The organism is Streptomyces sp. DSM 40750 (assembly GCF_024612035.1).
Lineage (GTDB): Bacteria > Actinomycetota > Actinomycetes > Streptomycetales > Streptomycetaceae > Streptomyces.
The window spans coordinates 10,230,581-10,248,606 of record NZ_CP102513.1 but is presented as its reverse complement, the minus strand read 5'-3'; the positions used below and the strand labels follow the sequence as shown (position 1 = coordinate 10,248,606).

Below are 18,026 nucleotides of genomic sequence, written 5' to 3'. Positions count from 1 at the left end.
CGATGGCCCCATTGGCTCGGGGTGGAGGCGTATGACTCAGGCTGTCGGTCCGGCGCGGAACGTGATCCTCACCGTGGATGACGATCCGGGGGTGTCCCGTGCCGTGGCCCGGGACCTGCGGCGCAGGTACGGCGAGTCGTACCGGATCGTGCGGGCGGAGTCCGGGGAGGCGGCGCTGGAGGCCCTGCGGGAGCTGAAGCTGCGCGGGGACCAGGTGGCGGTGGTCCTGGCCGACTACCGCATGCCGCAGATGAACGGCATCGAGTTCCTGGAACAGGCGCTGGACGTCTATCCGGGGGCGCGGCGGATCCTGCTCACCGCGTACGCCGACACCAACGCGGCCATCGACGCGATCAACGTGATCGACCTCGACCACTATCTGCTGAAGCCGTGGGACCCGCCGGAGGAGAAGCTCTATCCGGTGGTGGACGACCTGCTGCAGGCCTGGCGGGCCGCCGACCGTACGTGTGTGGGTACCACGAAGGTCGTCGGGCACCGGTGGTCGGCGCGGTCGTCGGGCGTACGGGAGTTCCTGGCGCGCAACCAGGTGCCGTACCGCTGGTACTCGTCGGACGAGCCGGAGGGGCGACGGCTGCTCGCGGCGGCCGGTGCGGACGGGCAGCGGCTGCCGCTGGTCGTCACCCCGGACGGTACGCCGCTGGTCGAGCCGGAGGACCCGGAGCTGGCGGAGCGGGTGGGACTGGCGACGACGCCGGCCCAGGACTTCTACGACCTGGTCGTCATCGGCGGCGGACCGGCCGGGCTCGGCGCGGCCGTCTATGGAGCCTCGGAGGGGCTGCGGACACTCCTCGTCGAACGGTCGGCCACGGGCGGGCAGGCCGGGCAGAGCTCACGGATCGAGAACTACCTCGGCTTCCCCGACGGGGTGTCCGGCGGCCAGCTCACCGACCGGGCCCGGCGGCAGGCCACGAAGTTCGGGGCGGAGATCCTCACCGCGCGCGAGGTGAGCGGCCTTGAGGTGAACGGGGCGGCGCGGACCATCCGGTTCTCCGACGGTTCGGCGGTCGCCGCGCACAGCGTGATCCTGGCGACCGGCGTGTCGTACCGACAGCTCACCGCGCCGGGCTGCGCGGACCTCACCGGCTGCGGCGTCTTCTACGGCTCCGCGCTCACCGAGGCCGCCGGCTGCCAGGGACACGACGTGTACATCGTGGGCGGCGCCAACTCGGCCGGGCAGGCGGCGATGTACCTGTCCCGTGGCGCCAAGTCGGTGACCCTTCTCGTACGGGGCGACTCGCTCACCGCGTCCATGTCCCACTATCTGATCCAGCAGCTCGCCGAAGCGCCCAACATCTTCGTGCGCCCGGGCACCGTCGTCGAGGCCGCGCACGGCACGAACCAGTTGGAGCAGCTGACACTCAAGGACGTGGCGAGCGGGCGCGAGGAACTCGTCGACGCGCAGTGGCTGTTCGTGTTCATCGGGGCCGAGCCGCACACCGACTGGCTGGAGGGGACCGTTCTCCGCGACGAGCACGGGTTCATCGTGGCCGGGCCCGACATGACCAGCGACGGGGGGCCACCGGCGGGCTGGGAGCTGGACCGGCCGCCGTACCACCTGGAGACCAATGTTCCCGGCGTGTTCGTCGCCGGGGACGCGCGGTCGGACTCCGCGAAGCGGGTCGCGTCCGCGGTGGGAGAGGGAGCGATGGCCGTGATGCTGGTGCACAGGTATCTGGAGCAGTCATGACAACCGTACGGGCGTCGTCGTGAGCGGGCAGCCGTCGCCCTGCGATCGGGCGGAACTCGGCAGGCTTTTCCTCTTCGAGAAGCTGGACGACGAGCAGTTGGACCGGCTGTGCCGGGAGGGCCGGGTGGAGCGGTTCGAACCCGGTTTCGTCTACCGGGAGGGCGAGCCGGCGACCTGCTTCTTCGTGCTCCTGGAAGGCACGGTCGTGCTGTCCCGGCAGGTCGGCGACGACGACGTGGAGGTCAGCCGCAGCTCCCAGGTCGGGGTGTACGCGGGCGCCTTCCAGGCGTATCTCGGAGACCAGGCGGACCAGGCCCGCTACAACGGCTCCATGCGGGTCACGGTCCCCTCGCGGTTCTTCGTTCTCCCCGCGGCCTCCTTCGCCCAGATCATGCGCGACTGGTTCCCCATGGCCGTGCATCTGCTGGAGGGCCTGTTCTTCGGCGGCCAGAACACTCAGCGGACCATCGGCCAGCGCGAACGCCTGCTGGCGCTCGGCTCGTTGTCCGCCGGGCTCACGCATGAGCTCAACAATCCCGCCGCGGCGGCCGTACGGGCCACCTCCGCGCTGCGGGAGCGGGTGGCCGGGATGCGGCACAAGCTCGGGGCCATCGCCGCCGGGCCGCACAAGCGCGCCATGCTGGAGTCGCTGGTCGAGCTCCAGGAGCGGACCGCCGAGCAGGTCGCCAAGGCGACCCCGCTCAGTCCGCTGGAGGCTTCCGACCGGGAGGACGACCTGACGGACTGGCTCGACGACCACGGCATCACGGGCGGCTGGCAGCTGGCGCCGAACTTCGTCCAGGCCGGGCTCGGCACCGACTGGCTGGACCAGGTCGCGGCCGCCGTGGACGAGCACACCCTCGAAGGAGCGGTCCGCTGGCTCAACTACACCGTCGAGACAGAGCTGTTGATGAACGAGATCGAGGACTCCACGACGCGTGTCACGCAGCTCGTCGACGCGGCGAAGCAGTACTCGCAGCTCGACCGCGCGCCCTACCAGAACGCCGACGTCCACGAACTCCTCGACAGCACCCTCCTGATGCTGTCCGGGAAGATCGGTGACCGCATCGAGGTGGTGAAGGACTACGACCGTACGTTGCCGCGCATCCCCGCGTATCCGGGTGAGCTGAACCAGGTGTGGACGAACCTGATCGACAACGCGGTCTCGGCGATCAACGACAAGGGCGGCGCGGGCACGCTGACCGTACGGACCGCCCTCGACCACCGTGACCAGGTACTCGTCGAGTTCCGCGACACGGGCCCGGGCATCCCGGCGGACATCCGCGGCCGCATCTTCGACCCTTTCTTCACCACCAAGCCGGTCGGACAGGGCACCGGGCTCGGTCTGGACATCTCCTGGCGGATCGTCGTCAACAAGCACCACGGTCACATCGAGGTCCACTCCCGCCCGGGCGACACCCGCTTCCAGGTCTTCCTGCCGCTCACGGCGCCCGCGGCCGATCTGGACCTGACGCTCGCCGACGAGCCGGACGACGGCCTGGACCATGCCCCCGACGCGCCCGAGGAGACGTCATGACCCTGCCTGCCGGAATCGATCCCGCCGTCCCGCCGAGCGGCGACGGATGCGTGGAGTGCGACGCGGCCGGCGGCTGGTGGTTCCACCTCCGACGCTGCGCCCAGTGCGGGCACATCGGCTGCTGCGACTCCTCCCCCGCGCAGCACGCCACGGCCCACGCGGGCGCCACCGGACACCCCTTCGTGCAGAGCTACGAGCCCGGCGAGTCCTGGTTCTGGAACTACGAGACCTCCGAGATGTACGAGTCGGGGCCCGACCTCACCCCGCCCTTCAGCCACCCCGCCGACCAGCCGGCGCCGGGGCCGGCGGGGCGCGTACCTCCGAACTGGACCGAAGCCCTGCGGTGACCTCGGGGGCGAACGGAGTCCTGCTTGACGTCAAGGCTCGGGTCGATCAGGGTCGGACGGGCAGTCGGCCGGAGTGACCGGTCGTCGTCGGGCCATCGTGAACGGGGTGGATGTGTTGATCGGGATCTCCGAGATCCAAGAGGCGGCCGCGAGGATCGTCGGGCATGTCGTGCGGACGCCGACCATGCTGAGCCCCGGGCTGTCCGCACTCCTCGGTGTCCCAGTCACCACGAAGCTGGAGCTGCTGCAGCGCACCGGCTCGTTCAAGGCCCGCGGCGCCACCGCGAAGCTGTTGACACTGACGGACGCCGAGCGGGCGGCCGGGGTCGTGGCGGTCAGCGGTGGCAATCACGGCATCGCGCTGGCGCAGATGGCGGCCGCGCTGCACATCAAGGCGACCGTGGTGATGTCGAGGACCGCCCCGAGGCGGGCCGCCGACCTCGTCGAGGCGGCCGGTGCGTCGCTGCGGCTCACCGACGGAATGGCGGAGGCGTTCGCGCTCGCCGAGCGGTTGCGGTCGGAGGGCCTCACCCTCGTCCACCCGTTCGACGACCCGGTGGTGATCGCCGGTCAGGGCACCGTCGGCCTGGAGTTCGCCGAAGACGCCGCGAACGACGACGCGGGCCACGACTACGGCGGGGGCGCCGGCGCACTCACCGACGTGCTCGTCAGCATCGGCGGTGGCGGGCTCATCGCCGGTGTCGCCGCCGCCTTCAAGGCCCTGCGCCCGGGTGTCCGCGTCTGGGGTGTGGAGACCGTCGGCGCCACGACCATGACCGAGGCGCTCGCGGCGGGCGGTCCGGTGACGGTCTCCCTCTCCTCCATCGTCACCACGCTCAGCGCGCCCGCCGTCTCCCAGCTCACGTACGACCATGTGTCCGCCCTCGTCGAGGACGTCGTCGTGGTCTCGGACGCCGAGGCGGTCCAGGGCGTCCTCGACCTCGCCGAGCATGCCAAGGTGTGGACGGAGCCCGCCGCCGGCTGCCTGCTGCCCGCCGCCCGGCAGGTGCTGGAGCGGGTCGGCGACGGGGCCCGCCTGGGGCTCGTGGTGTGCGGGGGCAACGCGACCACGGCCGACATCACACAGTGGGCCCGACGATTCGAGCTGTGACGACTTCAGCGTCCCGGGACCTCAACTGCCTTGCCCTGCAAGCCACTTGAAGACACTCACACGACGCCCCGGCATAATGCTCACGTGACCACCCCCACCCCCGCCGCCCCCTCCAGCGCCTCGTGGGACGAGCGCACCCCCGTCGTCATCGTCGGCGCCGGACCCGCCGGGCTGACCGTCGGCAACATTTTGCGGGCCGCCGCCGTGGACTGTGTGGTGCTGGAGACCGAGAGCCGGGAGTTCATCGAGCGGCGGCCGAGGGCCGGGTTCCTGGAGGAGTGGGCGGTGCGTGCGCTGGAGCGGCGCGGGCTGGCCGACCGGATCGTGGAACGGGCACCGGTGCACACGGAGTTCGAGTTCCGTTTCGCCGGTGAACGACAGCGGTTCCCGTACACGGAGATCACCGGGCACCACCATTACGTGTACCCGCAGCCACTGCTCGTGACGGATCTGGTCAGGGAGTACGCCGACGTACGGGGCGGTGACATCCGCTTCGGCGTGCGCGATGTCGAGCCGCACGACATCGACGGCGAGCAGCCGTCCGTGTCGTACACGGATCCGGAGACCGGTGAACGACACCTGCTCCACTGTGAGTTCATCGCCGGCTGCGACGGCGCGCGCGGTGTCACGCGGACCGCGCTGCCCGACGAGCACACCACCGTCGCCCGGTACGACCACGGCGTCGGCTGGCTCGCGCTGCTCGCCGAGGCACCCCCGTCGTCCGACTGCGTCATCCTCGGCGTGCACCCCCGCGGCTTCGCCGGGCACATGGCACGCAGTCCCGAGATCACCCGCTACTACCTGGAGGTCCCCGCCGGCGACGACCCGGCGAACTGGCCGGACGAGCGGGTCTGGTCCGAGTTGCACACCCGCCTGGCGGTGCCCGGCACCCGGCCCCTCACCGAGGGCCCGCTGATCGAGAAGCGGGTGCTCGACATGCACAACTACGTCACCGAGCCGATGACGTACGGCCGCCTCCATCTCGCCGGCGACGCCGCCCATCTCGTCGCGCCCATCGCCGCCAAGGGCATGAACCTCGCCCTGCACGACGCCCTGCTCCTCGCGGACGCCCTGATCGCCCACCTGGGCAAGGGCGACGACAGCGGGCTGCGCGGGTACTCGGACGCCTGTCTGCGCCGCGTGTGGCACTACCAGGAGTTCTCACAGTGGCTGGCGGAGCTGCTGCACGGGCCGTCGTCCGGCGACGCGTTCCGGGCGGGCGCCGCGACCGCCCGGCTGCGCCGCCTCCTCGGCTCGCCCGCCGCCGCGTCGACCTTCGCGGAACTCTTCATCGGCAAGGACACCGACCACTAGGCACGGGAGAGCCCGCCTCCGGGCCCCGGCAGTCGACCGAGGGCCCGGGGTCCGGGTAAGGGGTCAGGGGTCAGGGACGTCCGGCCCCCCTCAGTGCTCGTCGTGGCAGCACCCGTCCCGCCGCATCAGCCGCCCGATCTCCAGCCAGTCCTCCTCCGTCTCGGCGGCCTTCGCTCGCCGCGCCGTGGGCCGGTACGCGGCCACCAACTCCTCGGTGGTGTAAGGGGTTCCCCCTCTGAGGACCGACACCGTACGGACGAGGTCGGCGAAGTCCGTGAAGGGGTCGCCGTCGACGACGGTCAGGTCGGCGAGCTTGCCCGTCTCGACCGTGCCGAGGTCGTCGCCGAGGCCGAAGAGCCGGGCCGGGAGGGCGGTCGCCGTGCGCAGGGTCTCGGCGGGGCTGAGGCCGCCGTCGTGCAGGGCGCGCAGGGCGATGTGGAGGAAGAGGCCGACGGGGCCGAGCGGCTGGTCGGTGCCGAGGGCGACGGTGCCGCCGGCTCCGAGGATCCGCCGGTAGATGTCGGTCTCGGTGCGCAGCGCGGCGAGTTGGGCGGGGGTCGGGGGGACGCCCGCGGCCTGTTGCACGAAGGCGGCGTCCCACGGGGCCATCACGACGGTCACGCGCGGATCGTCGGCGAGGGACGGGTCCGCGCCCAGGAGGGGCGCGGCGGTGAACGGGGTGGCGATGAGGGAGAAGTCCACGCCCCGCGCGGTGTAGATCTCCTCGACGTCCTGGTACGCCTGCCCGGTGGTGGTGATGGCGTGGCCGAACTCCGCGCGCTGGGTCGCCTGCAGATGGGTCGTCAGGTCCTGGCCGAGCTGTACGCCCGGGGAGAGCAGGTGGCCGCCGGTGCGTACACCGAGGCGTTCGTGTGCGAACCGCGCGGCCTCGCTCATCACCCAACCGGGCGCCCGCACATAGGTCTTGACGAAGTCCCAGTCGAGCGCCGCACCCCGCTCCAGTGAACGCCGCAGTCCCGCCTTCGTCCGGTGGGCGCGTCCCATGCTGTACGCGACCCGGGCGCCGTCGAGGAGTTCCCCGGTGGTGAGCAGCCGGGGTCCGGCGAGCCGGCCGGCGTTCACCTCCTCGCGGATGCGGACCTGTTCGTAGGCGAAGCCGCCGAGGGAGACGGCGGTGGTGACGCCGTAGGTGAGCTGTCCGGTGGCCTGGCGGCTGCCGTAGGTGCTGTGCCAGGGGTGGGTGTGGGTGTCCCACAGGCCGGGCAGCACGGTGTGCGCGGAGGCGTCGACGTGGCGGAGGGTGGCCCTGCGGCTGCCCCGGTGGGGTTCCACGGCGGTGATGCGGCCGTCGCGTACGACGATGTCGACGTCGTCGCGGACCGTCTCGCCGGTGCCGTCCCACAGGCGCCCGGCGTGCACGACGGTGTCGGCGGGTGTGAGGCGGGTGCGGTCGAGGGGCACGCGGACGGTTCGGGCGTGGTCGCCGGAGACGTCGACGATGCGGAGCCGGGTGCCGGACTGGTAGAGGAGGGTCTGGGAGTCGCCGGACCAGGTGGGATGGTCGGCGGGTTCGGTGGTGAGGGTGCGGAGGTCGCCGCGCGGGGTGCCGTCGGGGGCGACGGGCAGCAGGCACAGCGCGGACTCGACGATCACGGCCATCCAGCGGCCGTCGGGGGACCAGACGGGCCCGGAGTCGTACCGGTCGGCGATGGAGGTGTGGGGGGCGACCGCGTGCAGGCGGTCGGCGCCGGTCGTGGTGTCGACGATCCGGATCAGGTTGTAGCCCTCCCGGAAGCGGGCGCCAAGACGGTTGCGATCGCACAGGGCGAGGTACCGGCCGTCGGGCGACCAGCTCGGTCGGCCGGGGATCCCGCCCCCGCCGAGCGGCGCCGCGAGGACGCGTTCCTCGCCGCTGTCCAGGTCCCGTACGACCAACCGTCCGGTCATGTCGAGGGCGGCCAGTCGCCGCCCGTCGGGCGAGAGGGCCGGCATGACACGGCCGCCGGTGGCGAGGGCGGTCTCCTCGCCGGTGGCGAGATCGTGCCGGTACACGCCGAGGAGTCCGTCGCGGTCGTCGGCGTAGACGAGGGACCTCCCGTCGGGTGCCCAGGAAGGCGCCAGGAGGTAGCGGGTCGGTGGCGACTTCCGGAGCCGCTTCGGCGGCCGTCCGCCCGAAGTACCGGCAAGCCACAGCGAGTTGAGGGCGGCGAAGGCGACGCTCCGGCCGTCGGGCGACAGCGCGGGCAGGTGGATGCCCCGCACGGGCCGTACGCGGGCCTCCCCGAGGTCGTACTCCTTGACCCGGTAGCGCGGCCGGTCCACCGGGAGCACCCCCTCGAAGGGGATCGCTTCCGGCCGCGCGGGTTCTTCGGGCCGTACGAGCGTGAACCGGCCGTCCAGCGTGAGCAGCAGCTCGCCTGCCGCCGTCCAGCGGGGCGGCACGGGCGCGATGTCGCCGTCGACCGGGACGGGCCTTCCGTCGACGACGAGGGTGCAGGAGCCGTTCGGGGAGGCGGTGGTGCGCAGGTACGCGAGGCGGCCGTCGGGGGCGACCGCGGGGGTCATGACCTGGGCGGCGGCGGTCTCGGTGTGTTCGACGGCCACCGGGCCGGTGCCGTCGGCGGCCACGGCGGCCACGGTGCGGGACTCGACGGACGGGCCGGTGCTCGCGGTGACGACCTTGGCGCGCACGAACAGCAGTCGGGCGCCGTCCGGCGACCAGGTGGGGTCGAAGTCCTCCCATGCGCCGTCCTGGAGGGGCCCGTCCTGGCCGCGGAGCCCGGTGACGCGGGTGATGTCACCGGTGCTGAGGTCCAGGACGTGGACGCGGTAGGGGCTTCCGTTGGAAGGATTGCCGGGGTCGCCGCCGCGCTCGGAGCCGAAGGCGAGCCGGGTGCCGTCGGGCGACCAGGACGGGCCCCGGTCGTCCCAGGGGCCGTCGGTGCGCTGCCGCAGGTCGGAGCCGTCGGGGCGCATGGTCCACAGGTGGAAGCCGCCGCCCTGGTAGGCGCAGAACGCGATGAGGTCGCCGTCCGGGGAGTACGTGGGCCGGTTGGGTTCGAGGCCGGCCGGGGTGAGGGGGGCCGCCTTGCCGCCGGTGCGCGGCAGGGACCACAGGCCACTCTGGATCTCGGCGACCAGCGTGTCGCCGGCGGGTGCGAGGGTCGCCGAACCGTTGGTGGCCCGGGTGAAGGCCAGGGAGCGAGCGGAGCCGGGTGTGCGGGGCCGGGCGACGGCGGGTGCGGCGGTGCCGAGGACCGCGACGGCCCCGGTGGCGGCCAGGAGTTGACGGCGGGTCAGGGACAGGGGGGAACGACTCTGGTCACGGTCCATGACACCGCACGCTGGCGCACCGTACGACCCAGGGGCAACACCGCCATTCACGCCATCGCGGGACGCCACTCGCCGGGTGACGGGTTGGCGGTGTCACTCCCTGGTGTGACGGCCCCGGATCCATGTCGGCAGCGCGAACCAGCACAACAGGTACCAGAGGAGCACACACGCCACCAGCCATGGCACGTACTCGTCGTGGGTGGCCACACGCAGGATCAGCAGCAGCGCGGCCGTCATCGTCGCGAGGAGCAGGATCAGGCCCGCGACGGTCAGTCTGGCCGCCCAGCGCACGGCGGCCGGTTTGATGCGGCGGCCGGAGACGAGCCGATGGAAGGAGACGGGGCCGATGAGGGCGCCGGTGGCGGCGGCACCGAGGACGACGGTCACGATGTAGATGGTCTTCTCGGTCTGCGGCAGTTGCTCGTAGCGCGGCGTGAACACGACGGTGAGCAGGAAGCCGAACAGGATCTGCACGCCGGTCTGGGCGACCCGTACCTCCTGGATGAGCTCACTCCAGCGGCGGTCGGCGCGCTCGGCCTCGGTCTCGTCGCGGCCTCGGTCCGCGCTGTCGCTGCTCTCGGGCACGGCGTCCTCCAGGCTAGGTCTGTGTCCCCCTTCCTGGATGGCGCCTTGTCCCGCACGCCGATACGCGAACATCAGCCACTTCACTCACACGAGTGAATCTCCTTGGCGGATCGCTCACTTGTGCCCATATCCCGCCTAGCGTGACTGCGGTGACCGACTCTTCAGCAACGTCCCGCCGGGGTTTCCTCCTCGGCGCCGCCACGCTCGCCCTCACTCCGCAGTTCGTCCGCCAGGACCCGGCCGCCGCCGCGGCCGACCTGCCCGGATTCCCGGCGGACGTCGAGCTGTACAGGTCGGCGTACCGCAACTGGGACGGGGAGATCACCGCGCCCGGGTTGTGGGCGTGCGCGCCCGCCGACGCGGACCAGGTGGTGGCGGTCGTCAACTGGGCCCGGCAGCAAGGCTGGACGGTCCGGGCCCGGGGTCTCTCCCACGGCTGGTCACCCCTGACCATCACCCCCGGCGCCGACTCCGGCGCACCCGTGCTGCTGGTCGACACGACCACGCACCTCACCGGCATGACGCTGGAGTCCACCGACCCCGCCGCCGTCCGGGTGGGCTCGGGCGCCACCCTGGAAGGGCTGCTGACCTTCCTGGAGGGCCACGGGCTCGGTGTGACGGCCTGCCCGGCGCCGGGTGATCTCTCGATCGGCGGCGCCCTCGCCATCGACGCCCACGGCACGGCCGTACCGGCCGCCGGGGAGACCCGGCTGCCCGGTCACACCTACGGCTCGCTCAGCAACCTCGTCCTGTCGCTGACGGCGGTGGTGTGGGACGCCGACAGAGCCGCGTACGTGCTGCGGACGTATCCACGGGACGACGCGGACGGTGCCGCACTGCTCACCCATGTCGGGCGCGCGCTCGTCACCGAGTTCGTGCTGCGGGTGGGGGCCGACACAGATCTGCGGTGCCTGAGCCGGACCGACATCCCCGCCGGGGAGCTGTTCGCCGCGCCGGGCAGTGACGGGCGTACCTTCGCGAGCTTCCTGGACGAGGCGGGGCGTCTGGAGGCGATCTGGTTCGCCTTCACCGACTTCCCCTGGTTCAAGGTGTGGAGCGTCGAGCCGACCCGCCCGCTCACCTCCCGGCGCGTGACCTCGCCGTACAACTACCCCTTCTCGGACAACGTGCCGACCGTCGTGGCGGACCTCGTCGGGCGGATGGTGTCCGACGGCGCCTGGTATCTGGCGCCGGTGCTGGGCAACGCGCAGCTGACCACGGCCTCGCTGGGGCTGACGGCCACGTTGTCGGCGGACATCTGGGGACCGTCGAAGAACACGCTGCTGTATCTGAAGCCGACGACGCTGCGGGTGACGGCGAACGGATACGCGGTGCTCACCTCACGGGACCAGGTGCAGCGCGTGGTCTCCGAGTTCGCCGACTTCTACCGGAAGCGGCTCACCGCGTACGCGGCCCAGGGGCGCTTCCCCGTCAACGGCTCGGTCGAGATCCGGGTGACCGGCCTCGACGACCCGGCGGACGTCGGCGTGTCCGGCGCCCGCGCTCCGCTGCTGTCGGCGCTGCGGCCGCGCGCCGACCGGCCCGAGTGGGACACGGCCGTGTGGCTGGACGTACTGACGCTGCCCGGGACGCCGGACGCCGAGGCGTTCTTCCGGGAACTGGAGCGCTTCCTCCTCACGACGTACGACGGCGGCCACGCCCTCACCCGGGTCGAGTGGTCCAAGGGCTGGGGTTACACGGACGAGGCCGCCTGGAGCGACGAGGAGGTCATCGGCACCGTCGTACCGGAGTCCTTCGACGACGGCGAGGGGCCGGGATGGGACGGGGCGGTGGAGATCCTGGAGCGGCTCGATCCGCACCGGGTGTACGGGAACGCCTTCCTCGACCGACTGTTTCCGTAAGCGAATACCGCGCCCGGCCGGAGCCACCTCGTCCGCCCGTGCCGGAGGCGCTTCGTCCGCCGGCCGGGGCGGCCTCACACCCTGCGCCAGCGGGCCATGACGAAGGAGAACAGCCCGAACAGCACGAGTCCGACCGCGACGCACGTCAGGAGAGCCGAGCCCGCCGGGGCGTCGGCGAAGGAGCGGAGGGTGTCGTCGAGGCCCTTGGCCTCGTCCGGCTCGTACTCGATCGCGGCGCGCACGGCGAAAACGCCGGCCACGGCGAACACCAGGCCGCGCGCGACCCCGCCGACCACACCGGTCACGTCGACGGCCCGGCGCGCCCGGCGGGACATCTCGCCGAGCCGGAGGTGCTTGTGGTACGAGCGCATCAGGGCCCGTACGCCGATCCACACGCCCGCGACGATCACGCCGACGCCCGCCGCGCCCATGAGCCATTGCCCGCCGGGGAGTTCGAGTACCCCGGCCGTCACATCCCGGGACTGCTGATCACTGGAACCGCCGCCCCCATCGCTCCCGCCCCCACCACTGTCCTCGTCCGCCGCGAAGGTCAGCACCGAGTAGGCGACGAAGACGTAGAAGACGAAGCGCGCGGCGGACGCGAGCCGCTTCGTCCACTTGCGGCCGTCCGGCCCCGCCGCGCCGAACACGACCTCCGACAGACGCCACAACGCCATGCCCACGAGGCCGATGCCCAGGGCCCACAGCATGACGGAGCCCAGCGGCTTCTCCGCGATCTCCTCCAGCGCGCCGTGACGGTCCGCCTCCTGTGAGCTGCCACCGAAGGCGATCTGCAGGGCCAGCGCCCCGACCAGCAGATAGATGACGCCGCGCGCGGTCAGTCCGGCCCGCGCCGCGCCCTCCGTCAGCGAACCGCGCGCCGCGCGGCCGCTCCCCACCCCCAAGGCCGTCATCAGCCGCTTCCCTGCGGTCCCTCGACCCGCAGCTGAAGCTGGACCTCCTGGTCACCGGCGTCCACGCCCACCTGATGCACGGTGTACTCCTCCTCCAGGGCCGCCCGCAGCAGCCGTACGGCGGGCGGGCTGCCCTGGACGTCGACCGTGACGGGCGCGGTCAGCGGTTCGGGGTGCTTCTCGGCACCGACGGGGACGGCGGCCGTGTCGTACATGCCGGTCCACATCGTCGGCCGATCGGTGCCGGTCTCGTGCGGCGGATCGTCGGGGCGCCGGTCGGATTCGAAGTGGGCGCGCAGACAGGCGAAGACGCGTTCGGCGTCCTGGGCGGAGCAGTCGCAGAGCACGACGTCGACCTGGGACACGGGCAGACGGGGCAGGGTCACGAGCGTTCTCCCTGGTGTGGACGACAGGGGGCGGGTACCCCCATGGTGTGCCCGAAACGGGGTTCTCGCAGGTCGCGCGAGGCCCCGCCGATGACGAGGCCCGCCCCTCCCCCGGCCCTCCGCTCCGGGAGCGTGGCCCGGCCCGCCCGGGACCGCGCGGGCCGTGGGCTATGTTGAGTGGTCGTGGGAGACGAAGGAGGCGCGCGGGTGCCATCGCCGCAGCAGGCACGTGCGCAGGCATCAGCGATCACGTCCGGGCGGACCGCCCCGGAGACCGAGCAGTCGCCCACGTCCCGGCTCAGGGAACTGTTCGACGGCCCCCGGCTCTCCCCCGGGCAACGGCGGATCGCCCAGTACCTGATCGAGCACATCACCGAGGCCGCGTTCCTGTCGATCACCGATCTCGCGGAGCGGGTCGGCGTGAGCCAGCCCTCGGTGACCCGGTTCGCCGCGGCCGTCGGCTTCAGTGGCTACCCCGCGCTGCGCGAGCGGCTCCAGGCCATCGCGCTCGCCACCCTGGGCAGCGCCCCGGGCGCCCCCGCGGCCGACCGCAGCAACGAGCTCCAGGCCGCCGTGGACGCCGAGATCGAGAACCTGGAGAACCTGCGGCGCGACTTCGCCGACCCCGACCAGGTGATCGCGGTCGGCCGCGCCCTGTCCCGTTCGGCACCGCTGACCGTCCTCGGCCTGAGGATCTCCGGCGCGCTCGCCGAGTACTTCGCGTACGCCGCCCGCCGTATACACCCCGACGTCCGGCTGGTGACGAAGGGCGGCACGGTCGCCTACGACGCCCTGCTGCAGTCCCGGGAGGCGGGCGGCACCTGGGTGCTGGCGTTCTCCATGCCCCGGCACGCGCAGGAGACGCTGACCGCGCTGCGGGTCGCCCACGGGGCCGGGCTGAAGGTGGCGCTGGTCACGGACCTGGCGCTCGGGCCGCTCGCGGACGAGGCCGACGCCGTCTTCGCCACCGGCACCGGCTCACGCCTGGTCTTCGACTCCTACGCGGCGCCCGTGGTGATGTCCTCCGCCCTGCTCCAGGCCATGACCGACGCCGACCCGGAGCGCACCCAGGCCCGCCTGGAGGCGTACGAGCAGGTGTCGGATCAGCACCAGTTCTTCCTCAGGGACTGACCCCGTTCTCCCCACATGCCGGGACAGCGCGGGATTATTCACAACTTTCCCGGCATGAATTTTTCCATGTTCTTGCAAACTCATCGGTATATATAAATACTGCTCGACGGATCGTGACCCGGCCGGACTCCGGATCACGTCGTCCGCCCGGGTCCGTCCGCTCTACCCGCCACGGCGCCCCGGGTGCGGCGGCCCCGGCCGTCCCCTGGACCGGGGCCGCCCGGACTCCACACCCGCTGTACCCAATGGCGTCGATGCAAGACCGGAGCGTTGAACATGGCCCTCACCTCCTCGCCGATCCGCACGGACTGGCCGTGTCAGGTCAAGACACCCGGCAGTTACGACTGGGAGAGGTCAGCGGCCAAGTGGCTGCGCGAGCTGGTGCCGGCCCGTTACGGCACCTACCCGGCGATGATGCGCCACCCCGTGCTGCTCGCCCGCCATGCCCAGATCCAGGTCCAGCACGAGATCCGGGTCGCCCGCACCGCCCTGCAGACCGCCCGCGCCGAACTCCCCAGCCTCGGCATGTCCGAGTCGGTCATCGAGCACACCATCAAGATGTACGCCGCCGAGGTCATGCAGCTGAACCACATGGCCCGCTCCATCCGCGCCGTCAGCCAGGCCCTCGTGGACCACAACCTCGCCCGCGCCTCGCACTGACCCGCTCACGCTCCCCGCGCGCCGCGGTAGACCGCGTCCCCACAGGGAAGACGATGGACAGACACAAGCCGGGCGCACCGCCCGGCTCGACTGAGGGGCGGGACCGATGGATTCCTGGACCTGGGGTGTGATCGTCGCGATCGCGCTGATCGCGGCCGCCGTCCTCGGAGTGGCCGTCTGGCTGCTCCTACGACTCGTACGCACCCGGCGCGAACTGCGCCGGGCCGGGCTCCCCACCGGACCCAAGTGGGTCTTCTGGGGTGCCGTTCTCTATCTCGTCCTCCCGACCGACCTCGTACCCGACCCGGTCTACCTGGACGACATCGGCGTCCTGCTCCTGGCTCTCAAGTCGATGCGCACCGGCCGCCAGGATGCCCTGGCCACCGAGCCGCAGAACGGTACGGGAACCGCCCTGCGGGGGTGACACGTTGTCGGGCTGACGGTCACTGCGACGGACGGCACCGATGAGCGAGCTGACACCAGGGGGCAACCTCCCCCTGCCGAACGGCACCCTGACGATCAGGGTGCCGGGCCCTTTCGACGTGTCCGCCCTCATCACCGACGACACCGGCAAGGTCCACGGCGACGCCGACTTCGTCTTCTACAACCAGCCGACGGCACCGGGTGCCCGCCTGACGGGCGGGACCCTGACGGTGGACCCACCTCGGCTGCGCCCCGGAGCGAGCCGCCTCACCGTCGTCATCAGCCCCGCCGACCCGGGCACGCCGTTGGGCCACCTGCCCGCCCCGACGTTGCTTGTCACGGGAGCGGCAGGCCGGACCATCGCCCGCTTCACTCCCCCAAGACCCCAGCGGGAGACCGTACTCCTGCTGGCGGAGCTGTACCGCAAGGGCCCGGCCTGGAAGCTACGGGCACTGGGCCAGGGCTACGCGGACGGCTTGGCGGGAGTCGCGAGGGACTTCGGGGTGGACGTGCTCGACGACGTGATCGCAAACGCGCCCGCGCATGCGCCCGCATCGGGATCCCGGCCCGCGTCAGCGCCCCCTCAAGGGCGCGGGGCTGCGACCTACGCTGCTCCGCCGCGTGGGCGCGACCAGCCCCCACCGGCCCGCACCGCGATCTCCTCGTCGACACGGTCACCGGACTCCGACCGCTACCTGGGCCTGGTCAACTCCACCCGAGCCTTGGCGGGTTCCCCTCCCGTATCGCTGAACCCCCACCTCACGGCGGCAGCCCAGGCCCACGCCACCGCGATGGCCGCACAGGGCCGACTCGCACCGGAAGGCAGGGACGGCCTCTCCGTCTACCAACGCGTCACCGCCGGCGGCTACGCCTACCTGACCATCGGCGAACACCTGGTCTCCGGCCCTCGTACCCCCGCCGAGTTCGTGGACTACTGCCTCTCCGACCAACAAGCCAGGCAGACCCTCTGCGCACCCACATGCAGCGAGACCGGCCTGGGCCACGCAACCGACCCCCGCTCAGGGACGGTGTTCTGGACGGCACTCTGGGCCCGCCCCTTCTCCCCCAGCGGCCTTGACCGAACGGCCGCAGACGTCATCACCCTCACCAACGCCGAACGAGCCGGCGCCGGCCTCCCCCCGCTCTCCCCCGACCCGCTCCTCACCAACGCCGCCCAGGCGCACAGCGCCGACATGGTGGCGCGGGCCTTCTACGCGCACACCTCCCCCGACGGCAGCGAACCCTGGCACCGCGCGGCGGCGGCCGGCTCCACCCGGCGGTCCATCGGGGAGAACATCGCGTGCGGCCAGCGTTCCGCCGCCGAGGTCGTGCGCGGCTGGATGAACAGTCCCGGGCACCGCGCGAACATCCTCAAACCCGGCTTCACCCATATAGGTATCGGCTTCGCCGGAGGCGGCGCGGCCGGCACGTACTGGACCCAGCTGTTCGGCGGCTGAAACCGATCCGCCGGAACCGTCCCCTTTCGAGTCGGTCAACTCGCGCCCACACCGGCCTACTTGACTCTCCGTGATCGCTCGACTCCAATGCAGCTTGTCGATGTCAGCAGGCAACGGGAGACGAATCAGATGGTTTCGACAACGGTGGGCACGGGCGTGGCGACACTGGGCGCGATCGTGTTGTCCCTCCTGACGGTCCCCGCCCAGGCGGCGGCCCCGGCCGGCACCGCCCCGCTCGCGGCACCCGACAGAACCGCGCTGCGAAAACTGCTGCGCACGGCGCTGTCGCAGGGCGCGCCGGGCGCGTTCGCGAGGATCGACGACAACGGCACGGTGCACCATCTGGCGGAGGGTGTCGCGGACCGGTCCACCAAGCGGGCCCTCGGCACCGGTGACCGCATCCGCGTCGGCAGCGTCACCAAGACGTTCACGGCGGTGGTCATGCTGCAGTTGGTCGACGAGGGCAGGATCAAGCTCGACACCTCGGTCAACACGTATCTGCCGGGGCTGCTGCCCGACAAGCGGATCACCGTGCGCCATGTGCTCAGCCACCGCAGCGGCCTGTACGACCATGCCAACACCCTCTTCGCCCGCTCGGTCCCGGGCTTCGAGAACGTGCGCGACAAGGTGTTCACCTACCGCCAGCTGATGGACCTGTCGCTCGCCAAGCCGCTGACCGGCAAGCCGGGCGCGGCCTACGCGTACTCGAACGCCAACTTCGTCGTGGCGGGCATGCTCATCGAGAAGATCACCAAGAAGCCGGTGGCGACCGCGTACCAGAACCGGATCATCAAGCCGCTGAAGCTGGCCGACACGTTCTACGTCCACCCGAAGAACACGATCCCGGGGAAGTACTCCCGCGGCTACATGACCGCCGACTCCGCCGGCCGGAAGATCGACTCGACGCGGCAGACGGTGTCGTGGGCGCAGAGCGCGGGGGCCCTGGTGTCCAGTGCCAAGGACGTGAACACGTTCCTGTCCGCGGTGGTGCGGGGGAAGCTCACCTCGGCCGCCCAGTTGAAGCAGATGCTGAAGTGGACGCCGGTGAACAGCACGCAGGCGTACGGGCTGGGGCTGCGGCGGCGTGATCTGTCGTGCGGGATCTCGGTGTACGGGCACACGGGGACCGTGCAGGGCTACTACACCTGGGCCTTCACCTCGAAGAGCGGCAAGCGCAGTATGACGTCGTTCGCCAACACGTCCAACAACGGCACGGTGTACGCGACGATGAACCGCACGCTGGAGTCCGCCTTCTGCGGCTGACCGGCCGGCGGCCGATGTCCGCACCCGCCCGGGG

Annotated in this window: 15 protein-coding genes; 11 read left to right on the top strand and 4 right to left on the bottom strand. The window is 71.7% G+C overall.

Going from position 1 to position 18,026, the window contains the following annotated elements; all coding sequences use genetic code 11:
• Positions 1-31 precede the first annotated feature (31 nt).
• The 5 genes from JIX55_RS44890 (at position 32) to JIX55_RS44870 (ending at position 6,017) form a co-directional block, all read left to right on the top strand.
• On the top strand, positions 32-1,708 hold the full coding sequence (locus JIX55_RS44890; RefSeq protein WP_257568964.1) for an FAD-dependent oxidoreductase: 1,677 nt from the start codon (positions 32-34) through the stop codon (positions 1,706-1,708).
• A 19-nt stretch (positions 1,709-1,727) separates the two neighbouring features.
• The gene (locus JIX55_RS44885; RefSeq protein ID WP_257568963.1) at positions 1,728-3,245 is read left to right on the top strand and encodes an ATP-binding protein; all 1,518 of its coding nucleotides are present in this window, start codon (positions 1,728-1,730) and stop codon (positions 3,243-3,245) included.
• Positions 3,242-3,592, top strand: coding sequence for a UBP-type zinc finger domain-containing protein (locus JIX55_RS44880; protein ID WP_257568962.1), 351 nt, complete (start codon positions 3,242-3,244; stop codon positions 3,590-3,592). Before JIX55_RS44885 ends, JIX55_RS44880 begins: the two co-directional genes overlap by 4 nt.
• A gap of 115 nt (positions 3,593-3,707) precedes the next feature.
• Positions 3,708-4,703 (top strand): threonine/serine dehydratase, encoded by a 996-nt coding sequence (locus JIX55_RS44875; protein WP_257569704.1) that lies wholly within the window; start codon positions 3,708-3,710, stop codon positions 4,701-4,703.
• An 84-nt stretch (positions 4,704-4,787) separates the two neighbouring features.
• Complete coding sequence (locus tag JIX55_RS44870; protein ID WP_257568961.1) at positions 4,788-6,017, top strand: 4-hydroxybenzoate 3-monooxygenase; 1,230 nt, start codon at positions 4,788-4,790, stop codon at positions 6,015-6,017.
• Between the two features lie 90 nt (positions 6,018-6,107).
• Here JIX55_RS44870 and JIX55_RS44865 read toward each other — a convergent pair whose 3' ends face one another.
• Entirely contained in the window at positions 6,108-9,311 is a 3,204-nt protein-coding gene (locus tag JIX55_RS44865; protein WP_257568960.1) for an amidohydrolase family protein, read from the bottom strand.
• Between the two features lie 93 nt (positions 9,312-9,404).
• Entirely contained in the window at positions 9,405-9,896 is a 492-nt protein-coding gene (locus tag JIX55_RS44860) for a DUF6328 family protein (protein ID WP_257568959.1), read from the bottom strand.
• Between the two features lie 149 nt (positions 9,897-10,045).
• Between JIX55_RS44860 and JIX55_RS44855 the strand changes: the two genes are divergently transcribed.
• The gene (locus tag JIX55_RS44855; RefSeq protein ID WP_257568958.1) at positions 10,046-11,758 is read left to right on the top strand and encodes a cholesterol oxidase substrate-binding domain-containing protein; all 1,713 of its coding nucleotides are present in this window, start codon (positions 10,046-10,048) and stop codon (positions 11,756-11,758) included.
• A 74-nt stretch (positions 11,759-11,832) separates the two neighbouring features.
• Here JIX55_RS44855 and JIX55_RS44850 read toward each other — a convergent pair whose 3' ends face one another.
• A complete protein-coding gene (locus JIX55_RS44850; protein ID WP_257568957.1) occupies positions 11,833-12,672 on the bottom strand; it encodes a DUF1206 domain-containing protein in 840 nt (279 codons plus the stop codon).
• Positions 12,672-13,058, bottom strand: a complete 387-nt coding sequence (locus JIX55_RS44845; protein ID WP_257568956.1) for a hypothetical protein — start codon at positions 13,056-13,058, stop codon at positions 12,672-12,674. The genes JIX55_RS44850 and JIX55_RS44845 overlap by 1 nt, the downstream gene beginning before the upstream one ends.
• A gap of 207 nt (positions 13,059-13,265) precedes the next feature.
• On the opposite strand from JIX55_RS44845, the gene JIX55_RS44840 reads away from it, so the two are divergent.
• The 5 genes from JIX55_RS44840 (at position 13,266) to JIX55_RS44820 (ending at position 17,992) form a co-directional block, all read left to right on the top strand.
• Positions 13,266-14,189, top strand: a complete 924-nt coding sequence (locus JIX55_RS44840) for a MurR/RpiR family transcriptional regulator (RefSeq protein ID WP_257568955.1) — start codon at positions 13,266-13,268, stop codon at positions 14,187-14,189.
• Between the two features lie 276 nt (positions 14,190-14,465).
• Entirely contained in the window at positions 14,466-14,849 is a 384-nt protein-coding gene (locus JIX55_RS44835; RefSeq protein WP_257568954.1) for a hypothetical protein, read from the top strand.
• 106 nt (positions 14,850-14,955) lie between these two features.
• The gene (locus JIX55_RS44830) at positions 14,956-15,273 is read left to right on the top strand and encodes a YkvA family protein (protein ID WP_257568953.1); all 318 of its coding nucleotides are present in this window, start codon (positions 14,956-14,958) and stop codon (positions 15,271-15,273) included.
• Between the two features lie 40 nt (positions 15,274-15,313).
• Positions 15,314-16,729, top strand: a complete 1,416-nt coding sequence (locus tag JIX55_RS44825; protein WP_257568952.1) for a CAP domain-containing protein — start codon at positions 15,314-15,316, stop codon at positions 16,727-16,729.
• A gap of 129 nt (positions 16,730-16,858) precedes the next feature.
• Positions 16,859-17,992: a serine hydrolase domain-containing protein gene (locus tag JIX55_RS44820; RefSeq protein ID WP_257568951.1), complete on the top strand. Its 1,134-nt coding sequence runs from the start codon at positions 16,859-16,861 to the stop codon at positions 17,990-17,992.
• Positions 17,993-18,026: the final 34 nt, after the last annotated feature.

Excerpts from the sequence above, each read along its gene's own strand:
- JIX55_RS44890 (WP_257568964.1), top strand. The coding sequence starts at position 32 with ATGACTCAGGCTGTCGGTCCGGCGCGGAACGTGATCCTCACCGTGGAT.
- JIX55_RS44880 (WP_257568962.1), top strand. The coding sequence starts at position 3,242 with ATGACCCTGCCTGCCGGAATCGATCCCGCCGTCCCGCCGAGCGGCGAC.
- JIX55_RS44865 (WP_257568960.1), bottom strand. The coding sequence starts at position 9,311 with ATGGACCGTGACCAGAGTCGTTCCCCCCTGTCCCTGACCCGCCGTCAA.
- JIX55_RS44850 (WP_257568957.1), bottom strand. The coding sequence starts at position 12,672 with ATGACGGCCTTGGGGGTGGGGAGCGGCCGCGCGGCGCGCGGTTCGCTG.
- JIX55_RS44835 (WP_257568954.1), top strand. The coding sequence starts at position 14,466 with ATGGCCCTCACCTCCTCGCCGATCCGCACGGACTGGCCGTGTCAGGTC.
- JIX55_RS44830 (WP_257568953.1), top strand. The coding sequence starts at position 14,956 with ATGGATTCCTGGACCTGGGGTGTGATCGTCGCGATCGCGCTGATCGCG.
- JIX55_RS44825 (WP_257568952.1), top strand. The coding sequence starts at position 15,314 with ATGAGCGAGCTGACACCAGGGGGCAACCTCCCCCTGCCGAACGGCACC.
- JIX55_RS44820 (WP_257568951.1), top strand. The coding sequence starts at position 16,859 with ATGGTTTCGACAACGGTGGGCACGGGCGTGGCGACACTGGGCGCGATC.